Consider the following 25537-nt stretch of genomic DNA (forward strand, 5'->3'; position numbering starts at 1 on the left):
TGGGAGCGGACTTGCCCGCGATAGCGGTCTGCCAAACCATCGAGATCCTATGGCAACAAAATGGTCGACCCCGTCGTCCGCCGCCCCGACAACTCCACCTGCGCCTTCGCCGCGTCCGCCAGGGAATACCGCTGGTTGATATCAATGCGCACCTTGCCGCTTTCGATCATGCCAAATAGATCGTCAGCCATGGCCTGCAGGTTCTGTGGCGTATTGGCGTAGGTCGCGAGTGTTGGCCGGGTGACATACAGTGAGCCTTTGGCGGCCAGAATCCCCAGGTTCACCCCCTCCACCGCGCCCGACGCATTGCCGAAACTCACCAGCAGGCCACGGGGCGCGACGCTGTCCAGCGAGGCGAGCCAGGTGTCCTTGCCGACGCCGTCGTACACCACCGGGCACTTCTTGCCGTCGGTCAGTTCCAGCACCCGCTGTGGGACATTTTCCTGGCTGTAGTCGATGGTTTCCCAGGCGCCGAGGGATTTGGCCAGGGCGGCTTTTTCCGGCGAACTGACCGTCCCGATCAGCTTCACGCCCAGGGCCTTGGCCCATTGGCAAGCCAGGGAGCCGACGCCACCGGCAGCGGCGTGGAACAGGATAGTTTCGCCGCCTTTCAACTCATAGGTCTGGCGCAGCAGGTACTGCACGGTCAGGCCCTTGAGCATGGCGCCGGCGGCTTGCTCGAAGCTGATGGCGTCCGGCAGGTGCACCAGGTTGGCCGCCGGCAACACATGCAGCTCGCTGTACGCACCCAGCGGGCCGCTGCCGTAGGCCACGCGGTCGCCGACCTTGAACTGGCTGACTTCGCTGCCCACCGCATCCACCACGCCCGCGCCTTCTGCGCCCAGGCCCGAGGGCAGGGCCGGCGGTGCGTACAAGCCGCTGCGGTAATAGGTGTCGATGAAGTTCAGGCCAATGGCCTTGTTCCGCACCCGGACCTGCTGTGGGCCTGGTTCCGCTGGCGTGTAGTCCACATACTCAAGTACTTCGGGGCCGCCATGGGCGCTGAACTGGATACGTTTGGCCATCTGCTCTCTCCTCAAGTCTGTTTCGCCAAAGGCTCCTATCGGACTCTTATGCTTGATCTTCGTCAACTGTGGCAGCGCCCGGCGCGGTGGTATCCTGTGCGCCCTTTGCCGCCGACGCCCAATGGCCTCGCGTAGCTTTGCCCGATTCAAGGTGATGCCATGACTACCCGCACCGAGGCTGTAAAAGCCTACCTGCTCGACCTGCAAGACCGCATTTGCAGCGCCCTGGAAACCTTCGAGGCCGATACGCGCTTTATCGAAGACGCCTGGACGCGCCCAGCCGGCGGCGGTGGCCGCACGCGGGTAATCGAGAACGGGAGCGTGATCGAAAAAGGCGGCGTCAACTTTTCCCACGTGTTCGGCAGCGGCCTGCCACCGTCCGCCAGTGCCCACCGCCCGGAGCTCGCCGGTCGTGGTTTTGAGGCCCTCGGCGTGTCCCTGGTGATCCACCCGCATAACCCCCATGTGCCGACGTCCCACGCCAACGTGCGATTTTTCATCGCCGAGAAAGAAGGCGAAGAGCCGGTGTGGTGGTTCGGTGGCGGCTTCGACCTGACGCCCTACTACGCTAACGAAGAAGACTGCATCCACTGGCACCGCGTGGCCGAGCAGGCCTGTGCGCCATTTGGCGCGGACGTTTACCCGCGCTACAAGGCCTGGTGCGACAGCTACTTCCACATCAAGCACCGCAACGAGCCCCGGGGCATTGGCGGCCTGTTCTTCGATGACTTGAACGAGTGGGACTTCGACACCTGCTTCGCCTTTATCCGCGCCATTGGCGACGCCTACATCGACGCTTACCTGCCGATCGTCCAGCGTCGCCAGGCGATGGCCTACACCGAGCAGCAGCGCCAGTTCCAGGAATTCCGCCGTGGGCGCTACGTGGAATTCAACCTGGTCTACGACCGTGGCACGCTGTTCGGCCTGCAATCGGGCGGGCGTACCGAGTCGATCCTGATGTCGCTGCCACCGCAAGTGCGCTGGAGCTATGACTGGAAGGCCATTGCCGGCAGCGAAGAAGCGCGCCTGACCGACTACTTCCTGCAAGACCGTGACTGGCTCGGCCTTGCTGCGCCCAAGGCGGCCAGCTGATGGATCGTTATGTGGTGTTCGGCAACCCCATCGGCCACAGCAAGTCGCCGCTGATTCATCGCCTGTTTGCCGAGCAGACCGGCGAGGCGCTGGACTACAACACGCTGCTGGCGCCGCTCGAGGATTTCACCGGCTGTGCCCGTGAATTTTTCCTGCAAGGGCGCGGTGCCAACGTCACCGTGCCATTCAAGGAAGAGGCCTACCGCCTGGCCAACGCCCTGACCGAGCGTGCGCAGCGCGCAGGCGCGGTGAACACCCTGAGCAAGCTGGCCGATGGCAGTCTGTTGGGCGACAACACCGATGGCGCCGGCCTGGTGCGCGACTTGACCGTCAACGCCGGCCTGAGCCTGGCGGGCAAGCGCATCCTGCTGCTCGGTGCCGGCGGCGCGGTACGCGGCGCCCTGGAACCACTGCTGGCGCAACAGCCGGCCTCGCTGGTTATCGCCAACCGCACTGTGGAAAAAGCCGAGCGGCTGGCCGAACTGTTCGATGACCTGGGGCCGGTGTCTGCCAGCGGTTTCGATTGGCTGAGTGAACCGGTGGACCTCATCATCAACGCCACTTCGGCCAGCCTGTCAGGCGATGTACCGCCGATTGCCGGCAGCCTGGTCGAACCGGGCAAGACCTTTTGCTACGACATGATGTACGCCAAGGAGCCGACCGCATTCTGCCAATGGGCCACTGAACACGGTGCGGCGGTGGCAATGGATGGCTTGGGCATGCTGGTGGAGCAGGCGGCGGAAGCCTTCTACCTGTGGCGCGGGGTGCGGCCGGATTCGGCGCCGGTGCTGGCTGAACTGCGCAAACAACTGGCGGCTAACTGATTCTAATGTAGGAGCTGGCCAGCCAGCTCCTACAGTTTTTGACCGTGTCAGTCTTCGAAAAGGATCGGGCACTTGTCGGCCCCCTCCAGCTTCCTCAACTCCTCCACCACTTGCGGCCGGGCCCGGCGCAACGTCAGGCTGCGCCCCAGGCCCCGCAATCGCCGCGCCTCCTGGTGCAGCATCTCCACCCCGGAATAGTCGATAAAGTTGATCTGCTGCGCCTCGATCACCACCCGCAGGCCTTGCAGGCGCTGCAAGCGCACTTGCAGGTAATGGCTGGCGCCAAAGAAGATCGAGCCACCGACCCGCAGCACATCGTCTTCCCCATCGCGCCATTGCTGGACCCGTGGCTGTGAGGTGCGCTTGAGGTAGAAGAACAACGATGCCAGCACGCCGGCATAGATTGCCGTTTGCAGCTCCAGCAGCAAGGTAGCCAGGCAGGTCAGGCCCATCACCACACACTCGGCACGGCTGACCCGCCACAGTGCGCGGATGCCACGATGGTCCACCAGGCCCCAGCAGATCAGCAGAATGCTGGCGGCCATACTCGGGATAGGGATATGCGCAATCAACGCCGCGCCAAACAGCGCAAACAGTGCCACCCATAACGCCGAAAACACCCCCGCCAGCGGCGAACAGGCGCCCGCCTCGTAACTCAGGCCCGAGCGGGTGAAGGAACCAGCCGACAGGTAGCCGGAGAAAAATCCGCCGACGATATTGGATAACCCCTGGGCGCGTACTTCCTGATTGGCATCGAGCAGTTGTTGCGAGCGCGCCGACAGCGAGCGGGCAATCGACAGGCTGGTCACCAACCCCAGCATGCCCACCGCCACGGCACTGGGTAGCAGGCGCAGGATCATGTCCAGGTCCAGCGGCAACGGGCTGAACGGCGGCAGTTGGCCAACAAATGAGCTGACCCGCGCCACATGCCCGAACATCGCCGGCCACGCCCACGTCGCCAGGCTGCCCAGGGCCAGGGCAATCAACAAGTTCGGCCAGCGCGGTACGCAGTATTTAAGCAGCGCTCCCACCAGCAAGGTGCCCAGGCCAAGGGCCAGTGACGGGCGATCCCACTCGCCGCCGTGGTCGATCAGCGCCAGCAGGCTGTTGATGGCCGTGGCCTGGCTGGGCAGGTCGAGCCCCAGCAGGTTCGGCAACTGGCCCAGGGCGATGACCACTGCCGCGCCGAGGGTGAAACCGAGGACGACGGAATGGGAGACGAAATTGACCAGCGCACCAAAGCGCAGTATGCCCAATAGCCATTGAAATACGCCGGCAAGCAAGGTCAGTAACAGAATCAGGGTGATGTAGTCCTGCGAGCCCGGCACCGCCAGCGGACTGATGCTGGCGTAGAGCACGATGGAAATCGCCGCCGTCGGACCGCAGATCAAATGCCAGGACGAACCCCACAGGCAGGCAATCAGCACCGGGATGATTGCCGCATACAAGCCGTATTCGGGGGGCAGGCCGGCGATCAGGGCGTAGGCGATGGATTGCGGCAAGGCCAGCACCGCGCCGCTGAGGCCGACCAACGCATCCCGGCCGACGCTGGCGCGGGTCTGGCGCGGCAGCCAGCGCAGGAAGGGGAAGAGTGTATGGGGCCGGGGCATTGGGCAGCTCAGGTCAAAAAAGTTTGAGTCAGGGTATCAGCACAAACACTGCCCTGTGGGCGCTGGCTTGTGTGGGCGCTGCTAAAGCCTGGCCTTGACCGCCGCCAATGCCTCCTGGCCATCCAGTGTTTTGACTCCCTCCAGCCACTGCTCCAGCGCCGCCGGATTGGCCTTGATCCATGCCTTCGCCGCGTCGGCATTGCTGACCTTGTTGTTCGCTACCTCGGCCATGATGCTGTTCTCCATGTCCTGGGTAAACGTCAGGTTGGTCAGCAGTTTCGCCACATTCGGGCAGGCTTGTGCATAACCCTTGCGAGTCAGGGTGTACACGCTGCCGGTGTCGCCGAAGTATTTTTCGCCGCCCTTGAGGTAGCGCATCTTCAACTGCACGTTCATCGGGTGGGGCGTCCAGCCGAGGAAGGTGACGAAACGCTCGCGCTTCACCGCCCTGGACACCTCGGCGAGCATCGCCTGCTCACTGGATTCGATCAGCTTCCACTGGCCGAGGTCGAAGTCGTTTTTCTTGATGATCTCTTGCAGCGACAGGTTGGCCGGCGCGCCGGAGCCGATGCCGTAGATCTTCTTGTCGAACTTGTCGGCGAATTTATTCAGGTCGGCAAAGTCACGCACGCCGGCCTCCCACACATAGTCCGGCACCGCGAGGGTGAACTCGGTGCCCTCGAGGTTTTTCGCCAGTTGCACCACGTCGCCATTGGCCACGAACTTGTCGTAGAAGCCCTGCTGCGCCGGCATCCAGTTCCCCATAAACACATCCACCTGGCCGTCCTTGAGCCCGCCAAAGGTGATCGGCACCGCCAGGGTATCGACCTTGGCCTTGTAACCCATGCCGCTCAGTAAAAAACCAGTGATGGCGTTGGTGGCGGCAATGTCGCTCCAGCCGGGGTCGGCCATTTTTACCGTCTCGCAACGGGCGTCGGCGTACACCTGGCTAGCACTCAATAACAGTACGGCACTCACGGCTGTGGATAACTTTTGCATGGCCTTCCCCTCACTGGATTTATTGGTTTTGGCAGGGTTGTGGATAACGTGCCTTGCGCTCCAGATCGTCGAGGTCGATATGGTTGCGCATGTACTGCTGGCTGGCGTCTACCAGCGGCTGGTGATCCCAGCTCTTGAGTTTGCCCAGCGTCAGCGCCTCGTATACCAGGCGCCGGCGGCGCTGGCTGGCGAGCACTTGCTGGTGGATCGCGGGCATGTCCCATTTGGCTCGCGCCTCGACCAGGAAGGCGTCGAACAGCGCACGGTGGGCCGGCGACTGGCTGAGTTCTTCCTGCTCACGGGGGTCGTTGTGTACATCGAACAGCAGGCAAGGATCGTCCTCGCTGTAGATGAATTTGTAGGCGCCCCGGCGAATCATCATCAGTGGGCCGATGGTGCCTTCGGCCATGTATTCGCCGAACACCTCGTCATGCCCGCCCTGCCCTTGCAAGTGCGGGACCAGCGAGCGGCCATCCAGGGGCAGGTTGGCGTCGAGTTCACCGCCGGCCAGCTCCACCAGGGTCGGCAACAGGTCGGCAGTGGACACCGCCGCACTCACCCGCCCGGCCTGGAATTGCCCCGGCGCACAGACCAGTAGCGGCACCCGCGCGGCCATTTCAAACCAGTGCATTTTGTACCAGAGCCCACGCTCGCCGAGCATGTCGCCGTGGTCGCCGGAGAACACAATGATGGTGTCCTCGGCCAGGCCAGTGTCCTGCAGGGTTTGCAGGAGTTTGCCGACATTGCTGTCGATGTAGCTGCAGGCACCGAAGTAGGCGCGCCGCGCATGGCGGATCTTATCCACAGGCAGCGGCTTGTCCCACAGGTCGTAGACCTTGAGCAGGCGCTGGGAATGGGGGTCCAGCTCGGTCTGGGCCGGGGTTGTAGGCATTGGGATGTCACTGTCGTCGTACAGATCCCAGAACGGCTTGGGAATGGTGTACGGGTCGTGGGGGTGGGTCATGGACACCGTGAGGCAGAACGGCTGGTCGCCGTCCTCGCGAATATGGTCGAACAGGTACTGCTGGGCCTTGAACACCACCTCTTCGTCGAAATCCAGCTGGTTGGTACGCACACACGGGCCGGCTTGCAGCACCGACGACATATTGTGATACCAGGTGGGGCGCACGTCGGGCTCATCCCAGTTCACCGCCCAGCCGTAGTCGGCGGGGTAGATATCGCTGGTGAGGCGCTCTTCATAGCCGTGCAACTGGTCGGGCCCGCAGAAATGCATCTTGCCCGACAGCGCCGTGCGATAGCCGAGGCGGCGCAGGTAGTGGGCGTAAGTCGGGACGTCGGCGGGGAAATCTGCTGCGTTGTCGTAGGCGCCGATCTTGCTCGGCAACTGGCCGCTGACCAGGGTAAAGCGCGACGGCGCGCACAGCGGGCTGTTGCAGTATGCAGCGTCGAACACCACGCCCTGGGCGGCGAGGCGGCTCAGGTTGGGCAGTTTGATCGGCGAAGGCCCGTAGAACGGAAGCAACGGCGCGGCCATTTGATCGGCCATGATGAAAAGAATGTTCTTGCGCTTCATGGTCTCTCGGCATTCCATAGTCAGTGTTTATGCGATTGAGCATGCAGGCCATGGAAACCGTGGTAAAGCCCATGAAAAGCAATGTCTAGGATAAGCACCGCTTATGTATAAAGCCCTGGGTAACCTGTCGCTGGGTCTATTGCGGGCCTTTGAAGCGGCCGCCCGTCATCGCAGCTTCACCGCAGCGGCCATGGAGCTGGGCACCACCCAGCCGGCTGTCAGTCAGCAGATCAAGCGCCTGGAAGAACAACTGGCGGTGCGCCTGTTTGATCGCATCTACCGTGGCATCGAACTGACGGACGCGGGCATGTTGCTGTTCGAACATGTTCAGGCCGGGTTGCAGAGCATTGATACGGGCCTGGGCGCGATCACAGAGCAGGACCAGCATGAAGTGTTGCAAGTGGCGACAGACTTCGCCTTTGCTGCCTACTGGCTGATGCCACGTCTGCATCGCTTTCACGAAGCCAACCCACAGGTGGATGTGAGCCTGGTCACCAGCGAGCGCAACCACGCGACCTTGCGCAGTGATATTGATGTGGCGGTATTGTTTGGCGATGGACGTTTTCGCCAGGGCCACAGCCAGTGGTTGTTCAACGAGGAAGTGTTCCCGGTGTGCAGCCCGCAACTGCTCAAGGGCCGCACTGCACCACTGTCGCTACAAAGCCTGCAGGAACTGCCGCTGTTGCACCTGCGCCAGGAAAACAACAGCCAGTGGTTCGACTGGAACGGGGTGTTTCGCGAACTGGGGATCACCGCCGCACCAACCCCGGGGCCGCTGCGTTTCGACAATTACACCCTGCTGATCCAGGCGGCGATTGCCGGCCAGGGCGTGGCCATCGGCTGGCGCCATCTGGTGGATAACCTGCTGGAGCAGAAGTGGTTGTGCCGGCCGATAGGCGACACGGTGATCTCGCGCTTTGGATATTACGTGGTGTTGCCCCAGCGCAAACGCCGCGGGCAGCTGATCGAACGGTTTGTCGAGTGGCTGGCGGCGGAGCAGGCCAGCAGCGCGCAGCCCCTGGCCGGGCTGGCCCTGCCGTCGATTGCGGTCTAGGATCGGCCGATCAACGAGTCCGGAGCCTGTCATGCAACGTATCAAGGGCTACCACGCCCATATCTACTTCGACGCCAGTACGATCGACCAGGCGCGCACGCTGTGTGAAGACGCGGCGGCCATCTTCCCGCTGCGCATGGGGCGCATGCATGAGCGCCCGGTGGGCCCGCACCCGGATTGGAGCTGCCAGCTGGCGTTCGACCCGCAGTACATCGGCGTGGCGCTGCCGTGGCTGGCGCTCAATCGCAATGGGTTGGTGGTGTTTCTGCACCCGGATACCGGCGATGACCTGAAGGACCACACCGACTACGCGATCTGGATGGGGGCCATGCGCCCGTTGGATCTGTCGATTTTTTAACCAGTTGCTGTCAGCTGAATCCTCACGTTCCTGTGCGATGAAAAGTACGGGGGCGTGGGGATTTTCTTTATCTTGTTCCACTATATGGGATTGATATTTATATATTGAGATATTTCAAGCCTTAGGTTTATAGTCGGCCATCTGTCACATTCCAGGTGAAGCGATGCCGGCGCAATTGATCGCGCTCGATTGGGGTACCAGTTCCCTTCGTGCTTATAAGCTCGGCCCCGGTGGCCAGGTCCTCGAACAGCGCTCGCTGGCGTCGGGGATCATGCATTTGCCCAGCGAACCACGGGTGATTGCCGGCATTCACTGCAGCGATGGGTTTGAACTGGCGTTTGATGACGCCTGTGGCGACTGGCTGGCTGCGCAGCCCGATCTGCCGGTGATTGCCTGCGGCATGGTCGGCAGCGCCCAGGGGTGGGGCGAAGCGGCCTATCGCAAGACGCCGGTCGACGTCGCCAGCCTCGGCCAGGCCCTGCACAAGGTACGCAGCCTGCGCGGTGTCGATGTGCATATCGTGCCCGGCGTGATCGAGCAGGTCGGCTTGCCCAACGTGATGCGCGGCGAAGAAACCCAGGTGCTCGGCGTGCTGCAAAGCCTGCCAGCCTGCGCTGAGTTATTGATCGGCCTGCCCGGCAGCCATTCCAAATGGGTCGAGGTGGTCGAAGGCCGCATCACCCACTTTGACACCTTCATGACCGGTGAACTGTTCGCGGTGCTGAGCACGCACAGCATTCTGGGGCGTACGCAAAAGAGCGCCGGGCAGTTCCAGGCCCAAGCGTTTGACCGAGGCGTGCACGTGGCGCTTTCAGAGGATGGCCAGCGTGGGGTGCTGTCGACCCTGTTCAGCGCGCGCACCCTCGGGTTGACCGCTGAACTGACCCCTGAGCAGCAACCCGACTACCTGTCCGGCCTGCTGATCGGCCATGAACTGGCCGGCTTGCCCGACCGTGCACGCACCCCGCCGATCATCCTGGTCGGCGCCAACGCCCTCTGCGCCCGTTACCAGCGCGCCCTCGCCCTGTGTGGTTTCAGCCACGTCAGCCTCGCGCAAGAAGCAACTCAGCGCGGCCTGTGGCAATTGGCACTGGCCGCCGGGCTCATTCAACCTGCAATCGAGGCCTGACATGCTCAAGCAAGCACTCACTCAAAACGGTTTGATCGCGATCCTGCGGGGCCTGCGCCCGGATGAGGCCGCAGCTGTCGGCCAGGTGCTGTACCAGGCCGGGTTCCGGGTGATCGAAGTGCCGCTCAACTCGCCCGATCCCTACACCAGCATCCGCACCCTGCGTGAGACGTTGCCCGCCGATTGCCTGATCGGTGCCGGCACCGTGCTGACGCCCGAGCAGGTGGAGCGGGTGAAGGCGGCGGGTGGCCAGGTGATCGTTATGCCCCACAGTGATGCCAAGGTGCTGCGCGCCGCAAAAGCCGCGGGCCTGTACCTGTCGCCCGGGGTCGCGACGCCCACTGAAGCTTTCGCCGCCCTGGCCGAAGGTGCCGATGTGCTGAAGCTGTTCCCGGCCGAGCAAATGGGCCCGGCGGTGGTCAAGGCCTGGCTGGCGGTGCTGCCGGCCGGCACGGTCCTGCTGCCGGTGGGCGGGATTACCCCGGACAACATGCAAGTGTTCGTCGACGCCGGGGTCAAGGGCTTTGGCCTGGGCTCCGGGCTGTTCAAGCCCGGCATGAGTGTCGAGCAGGTGGCGAGCCGTGCCCAGGCGTATGTCGCTGCCTGGAACGCCTTGAACTGAGTGTGCCTGGCGCCCAGGCGCTGCATCCGACAAGAGAGATAAGCAGATGAAAATCACCAAACTGACCACCTTTATCGTGCCGCCGCGCTGGTGCTTCCTCAAAGTGGAAACCGACCAGGGTGTGACCGGTTGGGGCGAGCCCGTGGTTGAAGGCCGCGCCCACACCGTGGCGGCCGCGGTCGAGGAGCTGTCCGACTATTTGATCGGCAAAGACCCACGCAATATCGAAGATATCTGGACCGTGCTGTATCGCGGCGGCTTCTACCGGGGCGGTGCGATTCATATGAGCGCCCTGGCCGGCATCGACCAGGCCTTGTGGGACATTAAGGGCAAGGCCCTCGGGGTGTCGGTCAGCGACCTGCTGGGCGGCCAGGTGCGGGACAAGATCCGTGTCTATTCGTGGATCGGCGGCGACCGCCCGGCTGACACCGCCCGTGCGGCCAAGGACGCCGTGGCCCGTGGGTTTACGGCGGTGAAGATGAATGGCACCGAGGAGCTGCAATTTCTCGACACCTTCGACAAGGTCGACCAGGCCCTGGCCAACGTCGCCGCCGTGCGCGATGCGGTCGGCCCGAATGTCGGCATCGGCGTGGACTTCCATGGCCGCGTGCACAAGCCCATGGCCAAGGTGCTGATGAAAGAGCTGGACCCGTACAAGTTGATGTTTATCGAAGAACCGGTGCTCAGCGAAAACTACGAAGCGCTCAAGGAGCTGGCGCCCCTGACCAGCACTCCGATTGCCTTGGGTGAGCGGCTGTTCTCACGGTGGGATTTCAAGCGCGTGCTCAGCGAAGGCTACGTCGACATCATCCAGCCGGATGCGTCCCATGCCGGCGGCATCACCGAAACCCGCAAGATCGCCAACATGGCCGAAGCCTACGACGTGGCCCTGGCCCTGCACTGCCCGCTGGGGCCGATTGCCCTGGCGGCGTGCCTGCAACTGGACGCGGTTTGTTACAACGCGTTTATCCAGGAGCAAAGCCTGGGCATTCACTACAACGAGAGCAATGACCTGCTCGACTACGTGCGCGATCCGGGAGTTTTCGATTACGACCAAGGCTTCGTGAAGATCCCCAACGGGCCGGGCCTGGGGATTGAGATCAACGAGGAGTACGTGATCGAGCGCGCGGCCATTGGTCACCGCTGGCGCAACCCCATCTGGCGGCATGCCGATGGCAGCTTTGCCGAGTGGTGATTTTCACCTGATGGCACGTGGTCAGTGTGGGAGCTGGCTTGCCTGCGATAGCAATCTTGAATGTTCCGCCGCCATCGCAGGCAAGCCAGCTCCCACTTTCAACCCGGTAGCCGTTAACCGACCTCAATAAACATAATAAGAGGCTCCCCCATGCACCCTGAAACCCTCACCGGGCAGGCGTCTTTAGTCACGCCCAGCCGCAAGCGTTACTTCATCATGGTCCTGCTGTTTATCACGGTGGTGATCAACTACCTGGACCGCAGCAACCTGTCGATTGCCGCGCCAGCCCTGACCAGTGAGCTGGGCATCGACCCGGTGCATGTCGGGCTGATTTTTTCGGCGTTCGGCTGGACCTATGCCGCCATGCAAATCCCCGGCGGCTGGCTGGTGGACCGGGTGCCGCCGCGCATTCTGTATACCGCCGCCCTGCTGTTATGGTCGATTGCCACGGTGATGCTGGGCTTTGCTGCGAGCTTTATCGCGTTGTTCGTGTTGCGCATGGCGGTGGGTGCCCTGGAAGCGCCGGCTTATCCGATCAACAGCCGGGTCGTCACCAGTTGGTTTCCCGAGCGCGAGCGTGCCACGGCCATTGGTTTCTACACGTCCGGGCAGTTCGTCGGGCTGGCGTTCCTCACCCCGGTGCTGGCCTGGTTGCAGCACCACTATGGCTGGCACATGGTGTTTATCAGCACCGGCGCGGTGGGCATTCTCTGGGCGCTGGTGTGGTACGCGGTGTACCGCGAGCCGCGGGACTTCAAAGGGGTCAATAGCGCAGAAATCGAGCTGATCCGCGCAGGCGGCGGCCTGGTGGACCTGGACGCACAAACTGCCAAGCGCAAGGCGCCCTTCAGTTGGGTCGACCTGGGGATCGTGCTGAGCAAGCGCAAGCTGTGGGGCATCTACCTGGGCCAGTTCTGCCTGAACTCGACCCTGTGGTTTTTCCTGACATGGTTCCCGACCTACCTGGTGAAATATCGCGGCATGGACTTCATCAAGTCCGGCCTGCTCGCCTCGCTACCCTTCCTCGCGGCGTTTGTCGGGGTGTTGTGTTCCGGGCTGTTTTCCGACTGGCTGATCCGCCGTGGCACCTCGGTGGGGTTTGCGCGCAAGTTGCCGATCATCAGCGGCCTGCTGATTTCCACAGCAATCATTGGCGCCAACTTCGTCGATTCGACGCCACTGGTGATTGCGTTCCTGGCGGTGGCGTTTTTCGGCAATGGCCTGGCGTCGATCACCTGGTCGCTGGTCTCGACCCTGGCGCCGGCGCGGCTGTTGGGGCTGACTGGGGGGGTGTTCAATTTCATCGGCAACCTGGCGGCGATTACCACGCCGATCGTCATTGGCTTTCTGGCCACGGGCGATTCGTTTGCGCCGGCGATTACCTACATTGCGGTGCTGGCGCTGCTGGGGGCGCTGTCCTACATATTGCTGGTGGGCAAGGTCGAGCGCATCGAGCTCAAGGAATAGATACCTATCCGCTAGGGGCCTGTGGCGAGGGAGCTTGCTCCCGTTGGGGCGCGAAGCGGCCCTAAAATGGGACTGCTACGCAGTCCAACGGGAGCAAGCTCCCTCGCCACAACTGCCCGATTGCCCACCGCAAGAATCTTACTTGCGAGCGTTACGCACACCTTCCGATAGCGCTGCACACAGGCTCAACACCCCGTCAATCGCTTGCTGGTCGTTGCTGGCGTTGGCGATGTGGTCGATCAGCGCCGACCCCACCACCACACCGTCCGCCAGGCGGGCGATGGCGGCGGCTTGTTCCGGGGTGCGGATGCCGAAGCCGATGCTGATCGGCAGGTCGGTATGCCGGCGCAGGCGGCCGACGGCTTCTTCCACGTGCTCCAGGGTGGCGGCACCGGCACCGGTCACACCGGCCACCGACACGTAGTACACAAACCCGGAGCTGCCGTTGAGCACGGTGGGCAGGCGCACATCGTCAGTGGTTGGCGTGGTCAGGCGGATAAAGTCGATGCCCGCGGCCTGGGCCGGGTCGCACAGTTCGCTGTTATGTTCCGGTGGCATATCGACCACGATCAGGCCATCGACGCCGGCCTCTTTTGCGTCACTGATAAACCGTGGCACGCCGTACATGTGGATCGGGTTGAAGTAGCCCATCAGCACCAGCGGTGTATCAGTGTTGCCCTTGCGGAACTCGCGCACCATCTGCAGGGTTTTCGCCAGGTTCTGCTTGGCGCCCAACGCACGGATATTGGCCAGCTGGATCGCCGGGCCATCGGCCATGGGGTCGGTGAAAGGCATGCCCAGTTCGATCACATCGGCGCCGGCTGCCGGCAAGCCCTTGAGGATCGCCAGGGAGGTGTCATACCCCGGGTCGCCAGCGGTAACGAAGGTCACCAGGGCGGCGCGGTTTTGTTCCTTGAGTTGCGCAAAGCGGGTTTGCAGGCGGCTCATCAGTGTTTCTCCTGCTTGGCGGTTTCCATATGGTGCATAACGGTCTGCATGTCCTTGTCGCCACGGCCTGACAGGTTGACCACCATCAGGTGATCCTTGGGCAGGGTCGGGGCGCGCTTGAACACTTCGGCCAGGGCGTGGGCGCTTTCCAGTGCCGGAATAATCCCTTCCAGGCGGCAGCATTTGTGGAAGGCGTCGAGGGCTTCGTCGTCGGTTACCGAGGTGTACTGGACGCGGCCAATGTCGTGCAACCATGCATGCTCAGGGCCGATGCCGGGGTAATCGAGGCCCGCAGAGATCGAGTGGGCGTCGATGATCTGGCCGTCGTCGTCCTGCAACAGGAAGGTTCGGTTGCCGTGCAGCACGCCCGGTACGCCGCCATTGAGGCTGGCCGCGTGCTTGCCGGTTTCGATGCCGTAGCCGGCGGCTTCAACACCAATGATCTCCACGCTGGTGTCATCGAGGAACGGGTGGAACAGGCCCATGGCATTCGAGCCACCGCCGATGCACGCCACCAAGCTGTCCGGCAGGCGGCCTTCCTGGGCTTGCAACTGGGTGCGGGTTTCCTTGCCGATCACCGCCTGGAAGTCGCGCACCATCGCAGGGTATGGGTGCGGGCCGGCCACGGTGCCGATCAGGTAGAAGGTGCTGTCGACGTTGGTTACCCAGTCGCGCAGGGCTTCGTTCATCGCGTCCTTGAGGGTACCGGTGCCGGCGACCACTGGGATCACTTCGGCACCCAGCAGCTTCATGCGGAACACGTTGGCCTGCTGGCGCTCGATATCGGTGGTGCCCATGTAGATCACGCATTGCAGGCCAAACCGCGCGGCGACGGTGGCGGTGGCCACGCCGTGCATGCCGGCGCCGGTCTCGGCGATGATGCGTTTTTTGCCCATGCGCCGCGCCAGCAGGATCTGGCCGATGCAGTTATTGATCTTGTGCGCGCCGGTGTGGTTCAGCTCTTCACGCTTGAGGTAGATCTTGGCGCCGCCGCAGAACTCGGTCAGGCGCTCGGCGAAATACAGCGGGCTTGGGCGTCCGACGTAGTCGCGCTGGAAGTAGGCCAGTTCTTCGTTGAAGGACGGATCGACTTTGGCCGCTTCGTATTCGCGGGCCAGGTCGAGGATCAACGGCATCAGGGTTTCTGCCACGTAGCGGCCGCCGAACGCGCCAAACAGGCCGTTGGCATCAGGGCCGTTGCGTAAATCGGTCTGGGACTGAGTCATGGTGCGCTCCAGGGTGAAGAGGTGGGAGAGGCAATGACGGCCACTCTACCCCTGACGCTGTACCGTGAAAACCGATAAGATCGCCGCAACCTGTCAGGAAAACTCACAGATGAGCCGAGACCTTCCACCCCTTAACGCCCTGCGTGCGTTCGAAGCCACTGCCCGCCTCAACAGCGTCAGTCAGGCTGCCGAGCAATTGCATGTGACCCACGGTGCCGTCAGCCGACAACTGAAAGTGTTGGAAGAACACCTTGGGGTGAGTCTTTTCGTCAAGGATGGGCGTGGCATTAAACTCACAGATGCCGGGGTGCGGCTGCGCGATGCCAGCTTCGAGGCGTTCGAGCGCCTGCGGGATGTGTGCGGGGAACTGACCCAGAGCAGCGCTGATGCGCCGTTTGTCCTCGGCTGTTCCGGCAGTTTGCTGGCGCGCTGGTTTATTCCACGGCTGGGGCGCTTGAATGCGGATTTGCCGGATTTGCGCCTGCATCTATCAGCGGGCGAAGGCGATCTTGACCCCAGGCGGCCGGGCTTGGATGCCTTGCTGGTGTTTGCCGAGCCGCCGTGGCCGGCCGATATGCAGGTGTATGAGCTGGCCAGCGAGCGGATCGGCCCGGTGATGAGCCCGCACTTTGCCCATTACCAGGCCCTGCGCCAGGTGCCCGCCCAGGCCTTGCTGGGCGAAGCCCTGTTGCACACCACCTCGCGTCCACAAGCCTGGCCCAATTGGGCGCAGCACCATGGCATCGACGCCAGCGCGCTTAAGTACGGCCAGGGTTTTGAACATTTGTATTATTTGCTGGAGGCGGCCGTAGCGGGCCTGGGGGTGGCGATCGCACCGCAACCGCTGGTGGCGGAGGACGTGCGTGCCGGTCGCCTGGTTGCGCCGTGGGGTTTTAGTCAAACCCCGGCGCAACTGGCGTTGTGGCTACCCAAGCGCGCCGCGGATGGGCGCGCCCGGCAGTTGGCGCAATGGCTCAAGGCTGAGCTTGCGCGCCAACCAGTTTAGTCACCGCGTTTGCACAGCAGGTAGGCCGCCAGCAGGCCCAGTGCGCCAACGGCAACGCCGGCGGTGGTCCAAGGGTGCTCCTGGGCATAGTCACGGGTGGCAACCCCGGTTTCGCGGATTTTCACTTTGCTTTCTTCGTAGGCATCGCTGATCAGATGGCGGGAGTGCTTGAGGGCATTCTCGGCATTGCTTTTCAGGGCCTTGAGGGTTTTGCGCGACTCGTCGGATGCATCGTCCTTGAGGCTCTCAAGGGATTTGAGCAGGCTCGAAATCTCGGCTTCCATGCTTTCCAATGACGCTTTGCGTAAAGAGGTGTTGGCCATGTGGGCTCTCCTGGAGTGAATGAGTGACGTGTGTTGATTCCGACTGCGGGGGTTTCAGAAAGTGCAGTAAATCTGAACTTTCAGGTGAGAAGAGTCGCCAGAAGCAGTACGAAGAATCACTGCTAGGCTGTATTCATCGACCCAGGAGAGCACTCATGACTGATCATCACACCTACAAAAAAGTCGAACTGGTGGGCTCGTCCCCAACCAGCATCGAGGACGCCATCAACAATGCCCTGGCCGAGGCCAACAAGAGCATCAAGCACTTGGAGTGGTTTGAGGTCACCGAAACCCGTGGCCACATCAAGGACGGCAAGGCCGCGCACTTCCAGGTGACCCTCAAGGTGGGCTTCCGTATTGCCAATAGTTGATCGGCACGGTTGAACTTGCACGCTGGCCGATTGCCATAACCTGCGCTACACCCTTTGGGCGCCGATACCCTGCGTGTCGGCGTACATTTTTTGATCAGCGCAAGGAAAGTAACGGATGAAAAAGTTTCTGTTAGCGGTAGGTTTGTTGAGCCTGGCAGGTACAGCCTTGGCGGCTGGCAAACCTTGTGGCGAGCTGAAAAGCGAAATCGACGCCAAGATCCAGGCCAATGGCGCTTCCGGGTACACCCTGGAAATTGTCGATAAAGGCAGCGCAACCAACGGCGAAGTGGTCGGCAGTTGCGAAGGTGGTACCAAGGAAATCGTCTACAACCGCGGGTGATCCCGTGGTAGCAACCAACTGTGGGCGTTGTCGAGCCTCGCCAAGGCTCGACAACGCCCACAGGGGTTTAGCCCTTCATCACTTGTGACAGCAGCTCGTAGGAATGAATCCGATCAGCATGCTCGTACAGGTCGCAGGTAAAGATCAGCTCATCGGCACCGGTCTGCTCGATCAACACCTCCAGCTTGGCGCGAATCTTCGCCGGGCTCCCCACCATTGCCAGGCCTAGAAAACTACCTACCGCGTCTTTCTCATGGGGCAGCCACAGGCCGTCCATGCTGTCGACTGGCGGGCGCTGGACCAGGCTTTGCCCACGCATCAGCGCGAGGATCCGTTGGTAGACCGACGTGGCCAGGTAATCGGCCTGTTCATCGGTATCGGCGGCCACCAGCGGCACCCCGAGCATTACATAAGGCTTGTCGAGCACCGCCGAAGGCTTGAAGTGATTGCGATAGACGCGAATCGCCTCATGCATCATGCGCGGTGCGAAATGGGAGGCGAAGGCGTAGGGCAAACCGCGCTCGCCGGCCAGTTGGGCGCTGAACAGGCTGGAGCCGAGCAGCCAGATCGGGACGTTGGTGCCGGTGCCCGGCATGGCGATCACCCGTTGGTCGGGGGTACGCGGGCCCAGGTAGGCCATCAACTCGGCCACATCTTCCGGGAAGTCATCGGCGCTGCCGGAGCGCTCGCGGCGCAAGGCGCGGGCGGTCATCTGGTCGGAGCCGGGTGCGCGGCCCAGGCCCAGGTCGATCCGGCCGGGGTAGAGGCTCTCCAGGGTGCCGAACTGTTCAGCGATCACCAGTGGCGCATGGTTGGGCAGCATCACGCCGCCTGCGCCGACCCGGATGGTCGAGGTGCCGCCGGCCAGGTAGCCCAGCAGTACCGAGGTCGCGGAGCTGGCGATGCCATCCATATTGTGGTGCTCGGCTACCCAGAAACGGGTGTAGCCGAGCTTTTCCACGTGCTGGGCCAGGTCCAGGGAATTGCGCAGCGACTGCGCCGGGCTGCCATTGGCGCGCACCGGTACCAGGTCGAGGGTCGAGAACTTTACATCGGACAGTGGTTTCATAAGCCTGCTTCTCCATAGGGGCGCAGGCTTGTGACGAACCAAAACCTGCCGCTTCATGTGCATGTTCTATGCAATGTGGGCATATACCCGAGATTCAATAGTGGGCATGAAATTTCCTACTAATCCACTTGGTTTTTCCGACGGGGTGAACTTTGCCAGAGGTTCTATCCTCAGAACCTTACTGATGCACAACCACTGCTTGGGAGATCGCTATGAGTATCGTGAAAAAAGCCTCCGCACACTGGGAAGGCGACCTGAAAACCGGTCTGGGTTCTATCTCGACCGAAACCGGCGTACTGCGCGAAGCCCCCTACGGCTTCAAGGCACGTTTCGAAGGCGGCAAGGGCACTAACCCTGAAGAACTGATCGGCGCGGCCCATGCCGGTTGTTTCTCCATGGCCTTTTCCATGATTCTCGGTGATGCCGGGCTCAAGGCCGACAGTATCGACACCCAGGCCGAAGTGACCCTGGACCAGGTGGACGGTGGTTTTGCGATCACGGCGGTTCACCTGATCCTCAAGGCCAAGATTCCCGGCGCGAGCCAGGCGCAGTTCGATGAACTGAGCAAGAAGGCCAAGGAAGGATGCCCAGTGTCCAAGGTGCTGAATGCCACCATCACCCTGGATGGCACCCTCGTCAGCTGACCCTGCGCAGGTCCAATGTGGGAGCGGGCTTGCTCGCCCCCCACATTTTGTTCTGCGTTAAATCAGAACTCGCGTTTCGCAAATGTGGTCTCATACCCATGCAGCCTTTGGCGCACACCCGTGCGCAGCGCATTTAGGGAGCTTCACACATGAAACGTTTTGCCTTGGCGATTATCTGCGGTGTTTTGGCCACATCGGCAATGGCCGCGCCGAAAGACTGTGAAGAGCTCAGGAAAGAGATTGAAGTCGGCCTACAGGCCAAGGCAATCCCGTCCTACACCCTGGAAATCATCACCGCCGAAGAAGCCAAGAATCATGACGAAGCCATGATCGTCGGCTCCTGCGAAAACGGCACCAAGCGCATCATCTACCAGCGCAACGATGACTGATCAGGGAATGCAGTTGATGCTGCGTTCCTCGGCCAGCAACTGACGCTGGGCGTCATACAGCCGGATGTTCGGGGTAAAGCCCAGCGAACGCCCTTCCAGGCGGTAGCGTTGGCCGGCCTGGAACTGGTCGTATTGCAGGGTGATAAAACAGGTGCGCTCCTGGGGCTCGTTCAGCCCGCCACCCAGGCCCGCCCCGGCATACACTTCAAAATCAAAACGCACCATCAACTCATGGCTGCCCGCTGGCACCTGGAAGTAGCGCCCATCGTCCAGGGCCTTGCCGTCCAGGCGTTGCGCCATGACCAGCTTGGCGCCCGGCGTCGGCGTGGCGAAATCGACCCAGGCCTGTTGCGGGTCGGCGGGAGGGATTGGCGCGGAGGCACAGGCGCTGAGAAAAATCGCCGCCAAGGGAAGCAGGAGCTGACGCATAGTGGGCACTCAACCGTAGGAATGGTATGAGCATAACCCCTGCCGGCCAGTTAGTCTGGCGGGCCAATGACTCTGGAGCGGTTTGACATGGTGTGGCGTTTCTTGGCGGGGCTGACGTGCCTGTGGCTCGGCGGTTGCTCCAGTGTCAGCTACTACAGCCAGCTGGCCAGCGGCCAATGGCAGTTACTGCAGGCGCGGCAGCCGGTGGCCGAAGTGATTGCCGATCCGACGCGCCCGCAAGTGTTGCGTGAGCATTTGGCGCACTCCCAGAAGGCGCGCACCTTCGCCAGCCAACAGTTGCACCTGCCTGACAATCAGAGCTATCGCCTGTATGCCGATATCGGCCGGCCGTATGTCGTCTGGAATGTCTTCGCTACATCAGAATTTTCTTTGTTACCCCAGAACCATTGCTTCCCGATTGCCGGATGTGTGGCCTACCGTGGTTATTACACTCAGGGTACGGCGCGGGGCGAGGCGGCGTTGTTGCAACTGCGTGGCATGGATGTGTCGATTGGCGGGGTCGAGGCCTATTCCACCCTCGGCTGGTTCGATGACCCGATCATGAGTTCGATGATGCGCTGGGGTGAAGAGCGCCTGGCCACGGTGATTTTTCACGAGCTGGCGCACCAGCGCTTTTATGTGAAGGACGACACCGAGTTCAATGAGTCGTTTGCCACCTTCGTCGAGCAGGAAGGCACCCGGCAATGGCGCGCGGCCCGTGGCCTGGCGCCTGCGAGCGAATCGACCTTGAAGCAGCGCGACCAGTTTATCCAGTTGATCCTCGACACCCGCAGCCGCCTGGAGCGCCTGTATGCGCAGCCGTTGGCCGCCGATGCCATGCGCCAGGCCAAGGCCGCCGAGTTCGAGCGCTTGCGCAGTGATTATCGGCAGATGCGCGATAGCCAGTGGGGCGGCGACAAGCGTTATGACGCCTGGATCAATCAGCCGATGAACAATGCGCGGTTGTTGCCGTTTGGGCTGTATGACCAGTGGGTGCCGGCGTTTGCGGCGTTGTTCCGCCGCGAGGGTGGGGATTGGCTGAGGTTCTACGGTGCCGTTGAGCAGTTGGGGCGCTTGCCGGTGGAGCAGCGCAAATTGGCGTTGCGGCAGTTGGAGGGGCGTGACCTTTAGGGCCCCATCGCAGGCAAGCCAGCTGCCACATGTTGATGTGTGAACACCGCCAATGTGGGAGCGGGCTTGCCCGCGATAGCGGTCTCAAGCCCGCCGCAAAAACGCCTGATGCATCTCGTCCAGCGTCTCAAAATGCCAGCGCGGCGCTTCGGCACTCAACTCTGCAAAACTGCCAAACCCATACCCTACCGCCGCTGCATCCAGGCCATTGCTACGTGCGCCGATCAGGTCGTGCTTACGGTCGCCGATCATCAAGGTACTGGCCGGGTCCAGCCCTTCCTCGTGCATCAAGTGGGCGATCAGTTCGACCTTGTTGGTGCGCGTGCCGTCCAGCTCACTGCCGTAGATCACCTTGAAGTGCTTGGCGAAATCGAAATGCCGGGCGATCTCCCGGGCAAATTCCCACGGTTTGGAGGTGGCCACATACAGCTGGCGACCCTGGCCATTCAACGCTTCCAGCAATGGCATGACCCCGTCGAATACCCGGTTTTCATAGAGCCCGGTGACCTTGAAGCGTTCGCGATAGAAATTCACCGCCTGCCACGCCCGGGTCTCGTCGAAATCGTAGAACTGCATAAAGGCCTGCAGCAACGGCGGGCCGATAAAGTGTTCGAGCTTGGTCAGGTCCGGCTCATCAATGCCCAGCTTGGCCAAGGCGTATTGGATCGAGCGGGTGATGCCTTCCCGTGGGTCGGTCAGGGTGCCGTCCAGGTCAAATAAAACCGTCTGGTAATCCAGGGTCATTGGTCGAATCCCTCTGCCAGGTGCAGGTCCTTGAGCTTCACGTAGTTCGCGGCGCTATAGGTGAAAAAGGCGCGTTCCTTGTCAGAAAGCGCACGAACTTGTTTAACCGGGCTGCCCACATACAAAAAACCGCTTTCAAGTTTCTTGCCCGGCGGCACCAGGCTGCCGGCACCGATGATCACATCGTCTTCAACCACCGCGCCGTCCATCACAATGCTGCCCATGCCGATCAGGATGCGACTGCCGACGGTACAGCCATGCAGCATGACCTTGTGGGCGATGGTCACGTCGTCACCGATCAGCAACGGGAAACCGTCAGGATTGAACGGGCCGGCGTGGGTAATGTGCAGCACGCAGCCATCCTGCACGCTGGTGCGCGCGCCGATGCGGATACGGTGCATGTCGCCGCGAATCACCGTCAGCGGCCAGACCGAGCTGTCGGCGCCGATTTCGACATCGCCGATCACCACCGCCGAAGCATCGACGAAAGCCCCGGCGCCGAGGGTTGGCGTGTGATTCTGATAGGTGCGAAGGGTCACGATAGCCTCTCTCTGTTTGGTTGATAGCTGCGGTGGACGTTGATTGTAATTAAGATGGCCCCATCTTTGTCTTACCTGTTTCTTCAGCCAAGGTGCCAACCGTGAGCGCGAACAACCCTCTTTTGCAGTCCTACGACCTGCCGCCGTTCTCGGCGATCCGTGCCGAGCACGTCCAACCGGCCATCGAACAGATCCTGGCCGACAACCGCGTCGCCATCGAAGGCATCCTGCAAAGCCAGGGAAAAAATCCGACCTGGGCCGGCCTGGTCCTGGCCATGGATGAACTCAACGACCGCCTGGGCGCGGCCTGGAGCCCGGTCAGCCACCTCAATGCCGTGTGCAACAGCGCCGAACTGCGCGAAGCCTATGAGGCCTGCCTGCCGGCATTGAGCGCCTATTCCACCGAGATGGGCCAGAACCGCGAGCTGTTCCAGGCCTTCGAAGCCCTGGCCAACAGCCCGGAAGCGGCCGGTTTCGACGTGGCGCAAAAAACCATTCTGGAGCACGCGCTGCGCGACTTCCGCCTGTCGGGTATCGACCTGCCGCCTGAGCAGCAGAAGCGCTATGCCGAGGTGCAGAGCAAACTCTCCGAACTGGGCAGCAAGTTCTCCAATCAATTGCTCGACGCCACCCAGGCCTGGACCAAGCACGTCACCGACGAAGCCACCCTGGCCGGCCTGACCGACTCAGCCAAAGCGCAAATGGCTGCTGCGGCCCAGGCTAAAGGCCTCGACGGCTGGCTGATCAGCCTGGAATTCCCCAGCTACTACGCGGTGATGACCTACGCCCACGACCGCGCCCTGCGTGAAGAAATCTACGCGGCCTACTGCACCCGCGCGTCGGACCAGGGCCCGAATGCCGGTCAGAACGACAACGGCCCGGTGATGGAACAGATCCTCGACCTGCGTCAGGAATTGGCCCAACTGCTTGGCTTCGCCTCTTTCTCCGAACTGAGCCTGGCCACCAAAATGGCCGAATCCAGCGACCAGGTACTGAGTTTCCTACGTGACCTGGCCAAGCGCAGCAAGCCATTTGCCACCCAGGACCTGCAGCAGCTCAAGGCCTACGCTGCCGAACAAGGCTGCGCCGACCTGCAAAGCTGGGACAGCGGTTTCTACGGTGAAAAACTGCGTGAACAGCGCTACAGCGTGTCCCAGGAAGCCCTGCGCGCCTACTTCCCGATCGACAAAGTGCTGGGCGGGCTGTTTGCCATCGTCCAGCGCCTGTATGGCATCGAGATCGCCGAGCAGAAAGGCTTCGATACCTGGCACCCGGATGTCCGCCTGTTCGAAATCAAGGAAAACGGCCAGCACGTCGGCCGCTTCTTCTTCGACCTGTATGCCCGCGCCAACAAGCGTGGCGGTGCCTGGATGGACGGCGCCCGTGATCGTCGGCGTACCGCCGAGGGTGTGCTGCAAAGCCCGGTGGCCAACCTGGTGTGCAACTTCACCCCGGCCGACAGCGGCAAGCCTGCCCTGCTGACCCACGATGAAGTCACCACCCTGTTCCACGAATTCGGTCACGGCCTGCACCACCTGCTGACCCGCGTCGAACACGCGGGCGTGTCCGGTATCAACGGTGTGGCCTGGGATGCGGTGGAGTTGCCGAGCCAGTTTATGGAGAACTGGTGCTGGGAGCCGGAAGGCCTGGCGCTGATTTCCGGTCACTATGAAAGTGGCGAAGCATTGCCCCAGGACCTGCTGCAAAAAATGCTCGCGGCGAAGAACTTCCAGTCCGGCCTGATGATGGTGCGCCAACTGGAATTCTCGCTGTTCGACTTTGAGCTGCACGCTACCCACGGCGATGGCCGCAGCGTGGCGCAGGTGCTCGAAGGCGTGCGCGACGAAGTGTCGGTGATGCGTCCTCCGGCCTACAACCGCTTCCCCAACAGCTTCGCGCATATCTTCGCCGGCGGTTACGCGGCGGGGTACTACAGCTACAAGTGGGCCGAAGTGTTGTCGGCGGATGCCTTCTCCAAGTTCGAAGAAGACGGCGTGCTCAATGCCGAGACTGGCCGGGCGTTCCGCGAGGCGATCCTGGCCCGTGGCGGTTCCCAGGCGCCGATGGTGCTGTTCGTCGACTTCCGCGGACGCGCACCGTCGATTGACGCACTCTTGCGCCACAGCGGCCTGAGTGAGGACGCAGCAGCATGAGTGACGGGCCTGTGATCACCAAAAAGCAATTTATCGCCGGGGCCGTGTGCCCGGCGTGCAGCGAGCCGGACAAGTTGAAGATGTGGACCGAAGACAATGTGCCCCATCGCGAATGCGTGGCCTGCGGCTATACCGACACGCTCAACGACCAGGGTTTGTCGGTGCCCAAGGAATTGGGCACGCGGGTCAATACCTCGGCGTTGAAAGCGCCGGCGGACCCCAAGGTGCAGGCGGTGCAGTTCTTCCCTAATCCGAAGCTGAAAAAAGACTGACGGGCCTTACTCCGTCCAACCTGTGGGAACAGGCTTGTGTAGGAGCAGGCTTGCCTGCGATAGCATCACCTCGGTGTCACTGATACACCGAGGCGTCTGCATCGCAGGCAAGCCAGCTCCTACATGAGCCTGCTCCCACATTTTTTTGCGCGCATTTCTCGATTTTCCTGGCTGAAACGGTTCTCTCATTCCTTAGCCTGCTATCATTTGTAACCATTGATTACATCCAAAACGACAAGCCGCTCCATGAAGCGACTGCTCAAACCCGTGACCACATGATGAGGTGCCACCATGTCTGATCAAGATCGAGACAACCCCCGGCGTGACTTTTTGCGCAAATCCTTGACCTTGATCCCGGTGGTCACGGTTGCCAGCACTGGCCTTGGCGGCTCGATGCTGATGGCCACGCCCGAACCTGCCCAGGCCAGCCCGGCCAGCGCGCCCGCGAGCGAAAAGGCCTACGAGCCGAGCTACTTCACCGCTGAGGAGTGGGCCTTTATCAACGCCGCCGTCGCGCGTTTGATCCCTGCTGATGCCCAAGGCCCAGGCGCTTTGGAAGCCGGCGCGCCGGAATATATCGACCGGCAGATGAACACCCCCTACGCCAGTGGCGCCCTGTGGTTTATGCAAGGCCCGTTCAATGCCGACGCCCCGCCCGAGATGGGCTGGCAGAGCAAACTGGTGCCCAAGGAGATCTATCGCCTGGGTATTGCCGCCACGGATTCCTGGTCGAAAGCGTTCAACGGTAAAACATTTGCTGGGCAAGACAGCGCTACCCAGGATGATTTGCTGCGTCGCCTGGAGGCGGGCGGTGCCGAAACCGGCGAGCATTTCGCGGCGGTCCCGCCGAAGATTTTCTTCAATTTGTTGCTGCAAAACACCAAGGAAGGGTTCTTCTGCGACCCGATCCACGGCGGCAACAAAGGCATGGTCGGCTGGACCATGATCGGCTTCCCCGGCGCCCGCGCCGATTTCATGGATTGGGTTGAACGCAACGAGCAATACCCCTTCCCGGCTGTTTCCATCCGCGGCGAGAGGGCATAA

The 25537-nt window shown here is 62.0% G+C and carries 28 protein-coding genes; 17 read left to right on the top strand and 11 right to left on the bottom strand.

Features of this window, described 5'->3' with window-relative positions; genetic code table 11:
- Positions 1 to 47 precede the first annotated feature (47 nt).
- Positions 48 to 1025, bottom strand: coding sequence for an NADPH:quinone reductase (locus PSFL_RS15960; RefSeq protein ID WP_057439281.1), 978 nt, complete (start codon positions 1023 to 1025; stop codon positions 48 to 50).
- Positions 1026 to 1184: 159 nt separating this feature from the next.
- Between PSFL_RS15960 and hemF the strand changes: the two genes are divergently transcribed.
- The gene (gene hemF / locus PSFL_RS15965) at positions 1185 to 2117 is read left to right on the top strand and encodes an oxygen-dependent coproporphyrinogen oxidase (RefSeq protein WP_057957881.1); all 933 of its coding nucleotides are present in this window, start codon (positions 1185 to 1187) and stop codon (positions 2115 to 2117) included.
- The gene (gene aroE, locus PSFL_RS15970) at positions 2117 to 2941 is read left to right on the top strand and encodes a shikimate dehydrogenase (RefSeq protein ID WP_397470257.1); all 825 of its coding nucleotides are present in this window, start codon (positions 2117 to 2119) and stop codon (positions 2939 to 2941) included. The genes hemF and aroE overlap by 1 nt, the downstream gene beginning before the upstream one ends.
- Before the next feature lie 47 nt (positions 2942 to 2988).
- Here aroE and PSFL_RS15975 read toward each other — a convergent pair whose 3' ends face one another.
- From PSFL_RS15975 to betC, 3 genes are all read right to left on the bottom strand, one after another.
- On the bottom strand, positions 2989 to 4551 hold the full coding sequence (locus PSFL_RS15975; protein WP_170045464.1) for a SulP family inorganic anion transporter: 1563 nt from the start codon (positions 4549 to 4551) through the stop codon (positions 2989 to 2991).
- 81 nt (positions 4552 to 4632) lie between these two features.
- Positions 4633 to 5550, bottom strand: a complete 918-nt coding sequence (gene choX, locus PSFL_RS15980) for a choline ABC transporter substrate-binding protein (protein ID WP_397470258.1) — start codon at positions 5548 to 5550, stop codon at positions 4633 to 4635.
- Between the two features lie 19 nt (positions 5551 to 5569).
- On the bottom strand, positions 5570 to 7084 hold the full coding sequence (gene betC, locus PSFL_RS15985; RefSeq protein ID WP_397470259.1) for a choline-sulfatase: 1515 nt from the start codon (positions 7082 to 7084) through the stop codon (positions 5570 to 5572).
- A gap of 103 nt (positions 7085 to 7187) precedes the next feature.
- Between betC and PSFL_RS15990 the strand changes: the two genes are divergently transcribed.
- The 6 genes from PSFL_RS15990 to PSFL_RS16015 all read left to right on the top strand — a co-directional run bounded on the left by PSFL_RS15990 (position 7188) and on the right by PSFL_RS16015 (position 12909).
- On the top strand, positions 7188 to 8138 hold the full coding sequence (locus PSFL_RS15990; protein WP_397470260.1) for a choline sulfate utilization transcriptional regulator: 951 nt from the start codon (positions 7188 to 7190) through the stop codon (positions 8136 to 8138).
- A gap of 31 nt (positions 8139 to 8169) precedes the next feature.
- A complete protein-coding gene (locus PSFL_RS15995; RefSeq protein ID WP_057444830.1) occupies positions 8170 to 8496 on the top strand; it encodes a DOPA 4,5-dioxygenase family protein in 327 nt (108 codons plus the stop codon).
- Positions 8497 to 8659: 163 nt separating this feature from the next.
- Positions 8660 to 9625 carry a 2-dehydro-3-deoxygalactonokinase gene (locus PSFL_RS16000; RefSeq protein ID WP_397470261.1) on the top strand — a complete coding sequence of 322 codons (966 nt, stop codon included), beginning with the start codon at positions 8660 to 8662 and terminating at the stop codon, positions 9623 to 9625.
- Between the two features lies 1 nt (position 9626).
- The gene (locus tag PSFL_RS16005; protein WP_057957886.1) at positions 9627 to 10247 is read left to right on the top strand and encodes a 2-dehydro-3-deoxy-6-phosphogalactonate aldolase; all 621 of its coding nucleotides are present in this window, start codon (positions 9627 to 9629) and stop codon (positions 10245 to 10247) included.
- A gap of 46 nt (positions 10248 to 10293) precedes the next feature.
- Positions 10294 to 11442: a galactonate dehydratase gene (gene dgoD, locus PSFL_RS16010; protein WP_216312004.1), complete on the top strand. Its 1149-nt coding sequence runs from the start codon at positions 10294 to 10296 to the stop codon at positions 11440 to 11442.
- 150 nt (positions 11443 to 11592) lie between these two features.
- Complete coding sequence (locus PSFL_RS16015; RefSeq protein ID WP_057957887.1) at positions 11593 to 12909, top strand: MFS transporter; 1317 nt, start codon at positions 11593 to 11595, stop codon at positions 12907 to 12909.
- Positions 12910 to 13047: 138 nt separating this feature from the next.
- On the opposite strand, the gene trpA is transcribed toward PSFL_RS16015, so the two are convergent.
- Together trpA and trpB are read right to left on the bottom strand one after the other, a co-directional pair.
- A complete protein-coding gene (gene trpA, locus PSFL_RS16020) occupies positions 13048 to 13857 on the bottom strand; it encodes a tryptophan synthase subunit alpha (protein WP_057439273.1) in 810 nt (269 codons plus the stop codon).
- On the bottom strand, positions 13857 to 15083 hold the full coding sequence (trpB, locus tag PSFL_RS16025) for a tryptophan synthase subunit beta (RefSeq protein WP_057439272.1): 1227 nt from the start codon (positions 15081 to 15083) through the stop codon (positions 13857 to 13859). Before trpB ends, trpA begins: the two co-directional genes overlap by 1 nt.
- Before the next feature lie 109 nt (positions 15084 to 15192).
- Here trpB and PSFL_RS16030 point away from each other — a divergent pair, with 109 nt between their 5' ends.
- Positions 15193 to 16089, top strand: coding sequence for a LysR family transcriptional regulator (locus PSFL_RS16030; RefSeq protein ID WP_397470262.1), 897 nt, complete (start codon positions 15193 to 15195; stop codon positions 16087 to 16089).
- Here the strand turns inward: PSFL_RS16030 and PSFL_RS16035 are convergent.
- Positions 16086 to 16412, bottom strand: coding sequence for a YqjD family protein (locus PSFL_RS16035; protein WP_003170746.1), 327 nt, complete (start codon positions 16410 to 16412; stop codon positions 16086 to 16088). The genes PSFL_RS16030 and PSFL_RS16035 overlap by 4 nt on opposite strands.
- Positions 16413 to 16567: 155 nt before the next feature.
- Between PSFL_RS16035 and PSFL_RS16040 the strand changes: the two genes are divergently transcribed.
- Together PSFL_RS16040 and PSFL_RS16045 are read left to right on the top strand one after the other, a co-directional pair.
- Positions 16568 to 16783, top strand: coding sequence for a dodecin (locus tag PSFL_RS16040; protein ID WP_057439270.1), 216 nt, complete (start codon positions 16568 to 16570; stop codon positions 16781 to 16783).
- A 115-nt stretch (positions 16784 to 16898) separates the two neighbouring features.
- Positions 16899 to 17123, top strand: coding sequence for a DUF1161 domain-containing protein (locus PSFL_RS16045; protein WP_057439269.1), 225 nt, complete (start codon positions 16899 to 16901; stop codon positions 17121 to 17123).
- Between the two features lie 67 nt (positions 17124 to 17190).
- On the opposite strand, the gene PSFL_RS16050 is transcribed toward PSFL_RS16045, so the two are convergent.
- On the bottom strand, positions 17191 to 18192 hold the full coding sequence (locus PSFL_RS16050) for an LLM class flavin-dependent oxidoreductase (protein ID WP_170060077.1): 1002 nt from the start codon (positions 18190 to 18192) through the stop codon (positions 17191 to 17193).
- A gap of 212 nt (positions 18193 to 18404) precedes the next feature.
- Between PSFL_RS16050 and PSFL_RS16055 the strand changes: the two genes are divergently transcribed.
- Together PSFL_RS16055 and PSFL_RS16060 are read left to right on the top strand one after the other, a co-directional pair.
- Positions 18405 to 18836, top strand: coding sequence for an OsmC family protein (locus PSFL_RS16055; protein ID WP_010168580.1), 432 nt, complete (start codon positions 18405 to 18407; stop codon positions 18834 to 18836).
- Between the two features lie 149 nt (positions 18837 to 18985).
- Entirely contained in the window at positions 18986 to 19225 is a 240-nt protein-coding gene (locus PSFL_RS16060; protein ID WP_057439267.1) for a DUF1161 domain-containing protein, read from the top strand.
- Here the strand turns inward: PSFL_RS16060 and PSFL_RS16065 are convergent, their stop codons facing one another.
- The gene (locus PSFL_RS16065) at positions 19226 to 19654 is read right to left on the bottom strand and encodes a hypothetical protein (protein ID WP_397470263.1); all 429 of its coding nucleotides are present in this window, start codon (positions 19652 to 19654) and stop codon (positions 19226 to 19228) included.
- 87 nt (positions 19655 to 19741) lie between these two features.
- Between PSFL_RS16065 and PSFL_RS16070 the strand changes: the two genes are divergently transcribed.
- Entirely contained in the window at positions 19742 to 20785 is a 1044-nt protein-coding gene (locus PSFL_RS16070) for an aminopeptidase (RefSeq protein WP_397470264.1), read from the top strand.
- Between the two features lie 84 nt (positions 20786 to 20869).
- Here PSFL_RS16070 and PSFL_RS16075 read toward each other — a convergent pair whose 3' ends face one another.
- On the bottom strand, positions 20870 to 21529 hold the full coding sequence (locus tag PSFL_RS16075) for an HAD family hydrolase (protein ID WP_397470265.1): 660 nt from the start codon (positions 21527 to 21529) through the stop codon (positions 20870 to 20872).
- On the bottom strand, positions 21526 to 22068 hold the full coding sequence (locus PSFL_RS16080; RefSeq protein ID WP_057439265.1) for a gamma carbonic anhydrase family protein: 543 nt from the start codon (positions 22066 to 22068) through the stop codon (positions 21526 to 21528). The genes PSFL_RS16075 and PSFL_RS16080 overlap by 4 nt, the downstream gene beginning before the upstream one ends.
- Positions 22069 to 22169: 101 nt before the next feature.
- Between PSFL_RS16080 and prlC the strand changes: the two genes are divergently transcribed.
- From prlC to PSFL_RS16095, 3 genes are all read left to right on the top strand, one after another.
- Entirely contained in the window at positions 22170 to 24221 is a 2052-nt protein-coding gene (prlC, locus tag PSFL_RS16085) for an oligopeptidase A (RefSeq protein ID WP_057439264.1), read from the top strand.
- Positions 24218 to 24493 (top strand): YheV family putative zinc ribbon protein, encoded by a 276-nt coding sequence (locus PSFL_RS16090; protein WP_057439263.1) that lies wholly within the window; start codon positions 24218 to 24220, stop codon positions 24491 to 24493. Before prlC ends, PSFL_RS16090 begins: the two co-directional genes overlap by 4 nt.
- A gap of 291 nt (positions 24494 to 24784) precedes the next feature.
- Positions 24785 to 25537: a gluconate 2-dehydrogenase subunit 3 family protein gene (locus tag PSFL_RS16095; RefSeq protein WP_057439262.1), complete on the top strand. Its 753-nt coding sequence runs from the start codon at positions 24785 to 24787 to the stop codon at positions 25535 to 25537.

This window comes from Pseudomonas sp. DD1, from assembly GCF_044510355.1.
GTDB lineage: Bacteria > Pseudomonadota > Gammaproteobacteria > Pseudomonadales > Pseudomonadaceae > Aquipseudomonas > Aquipseudomonas shahriarae.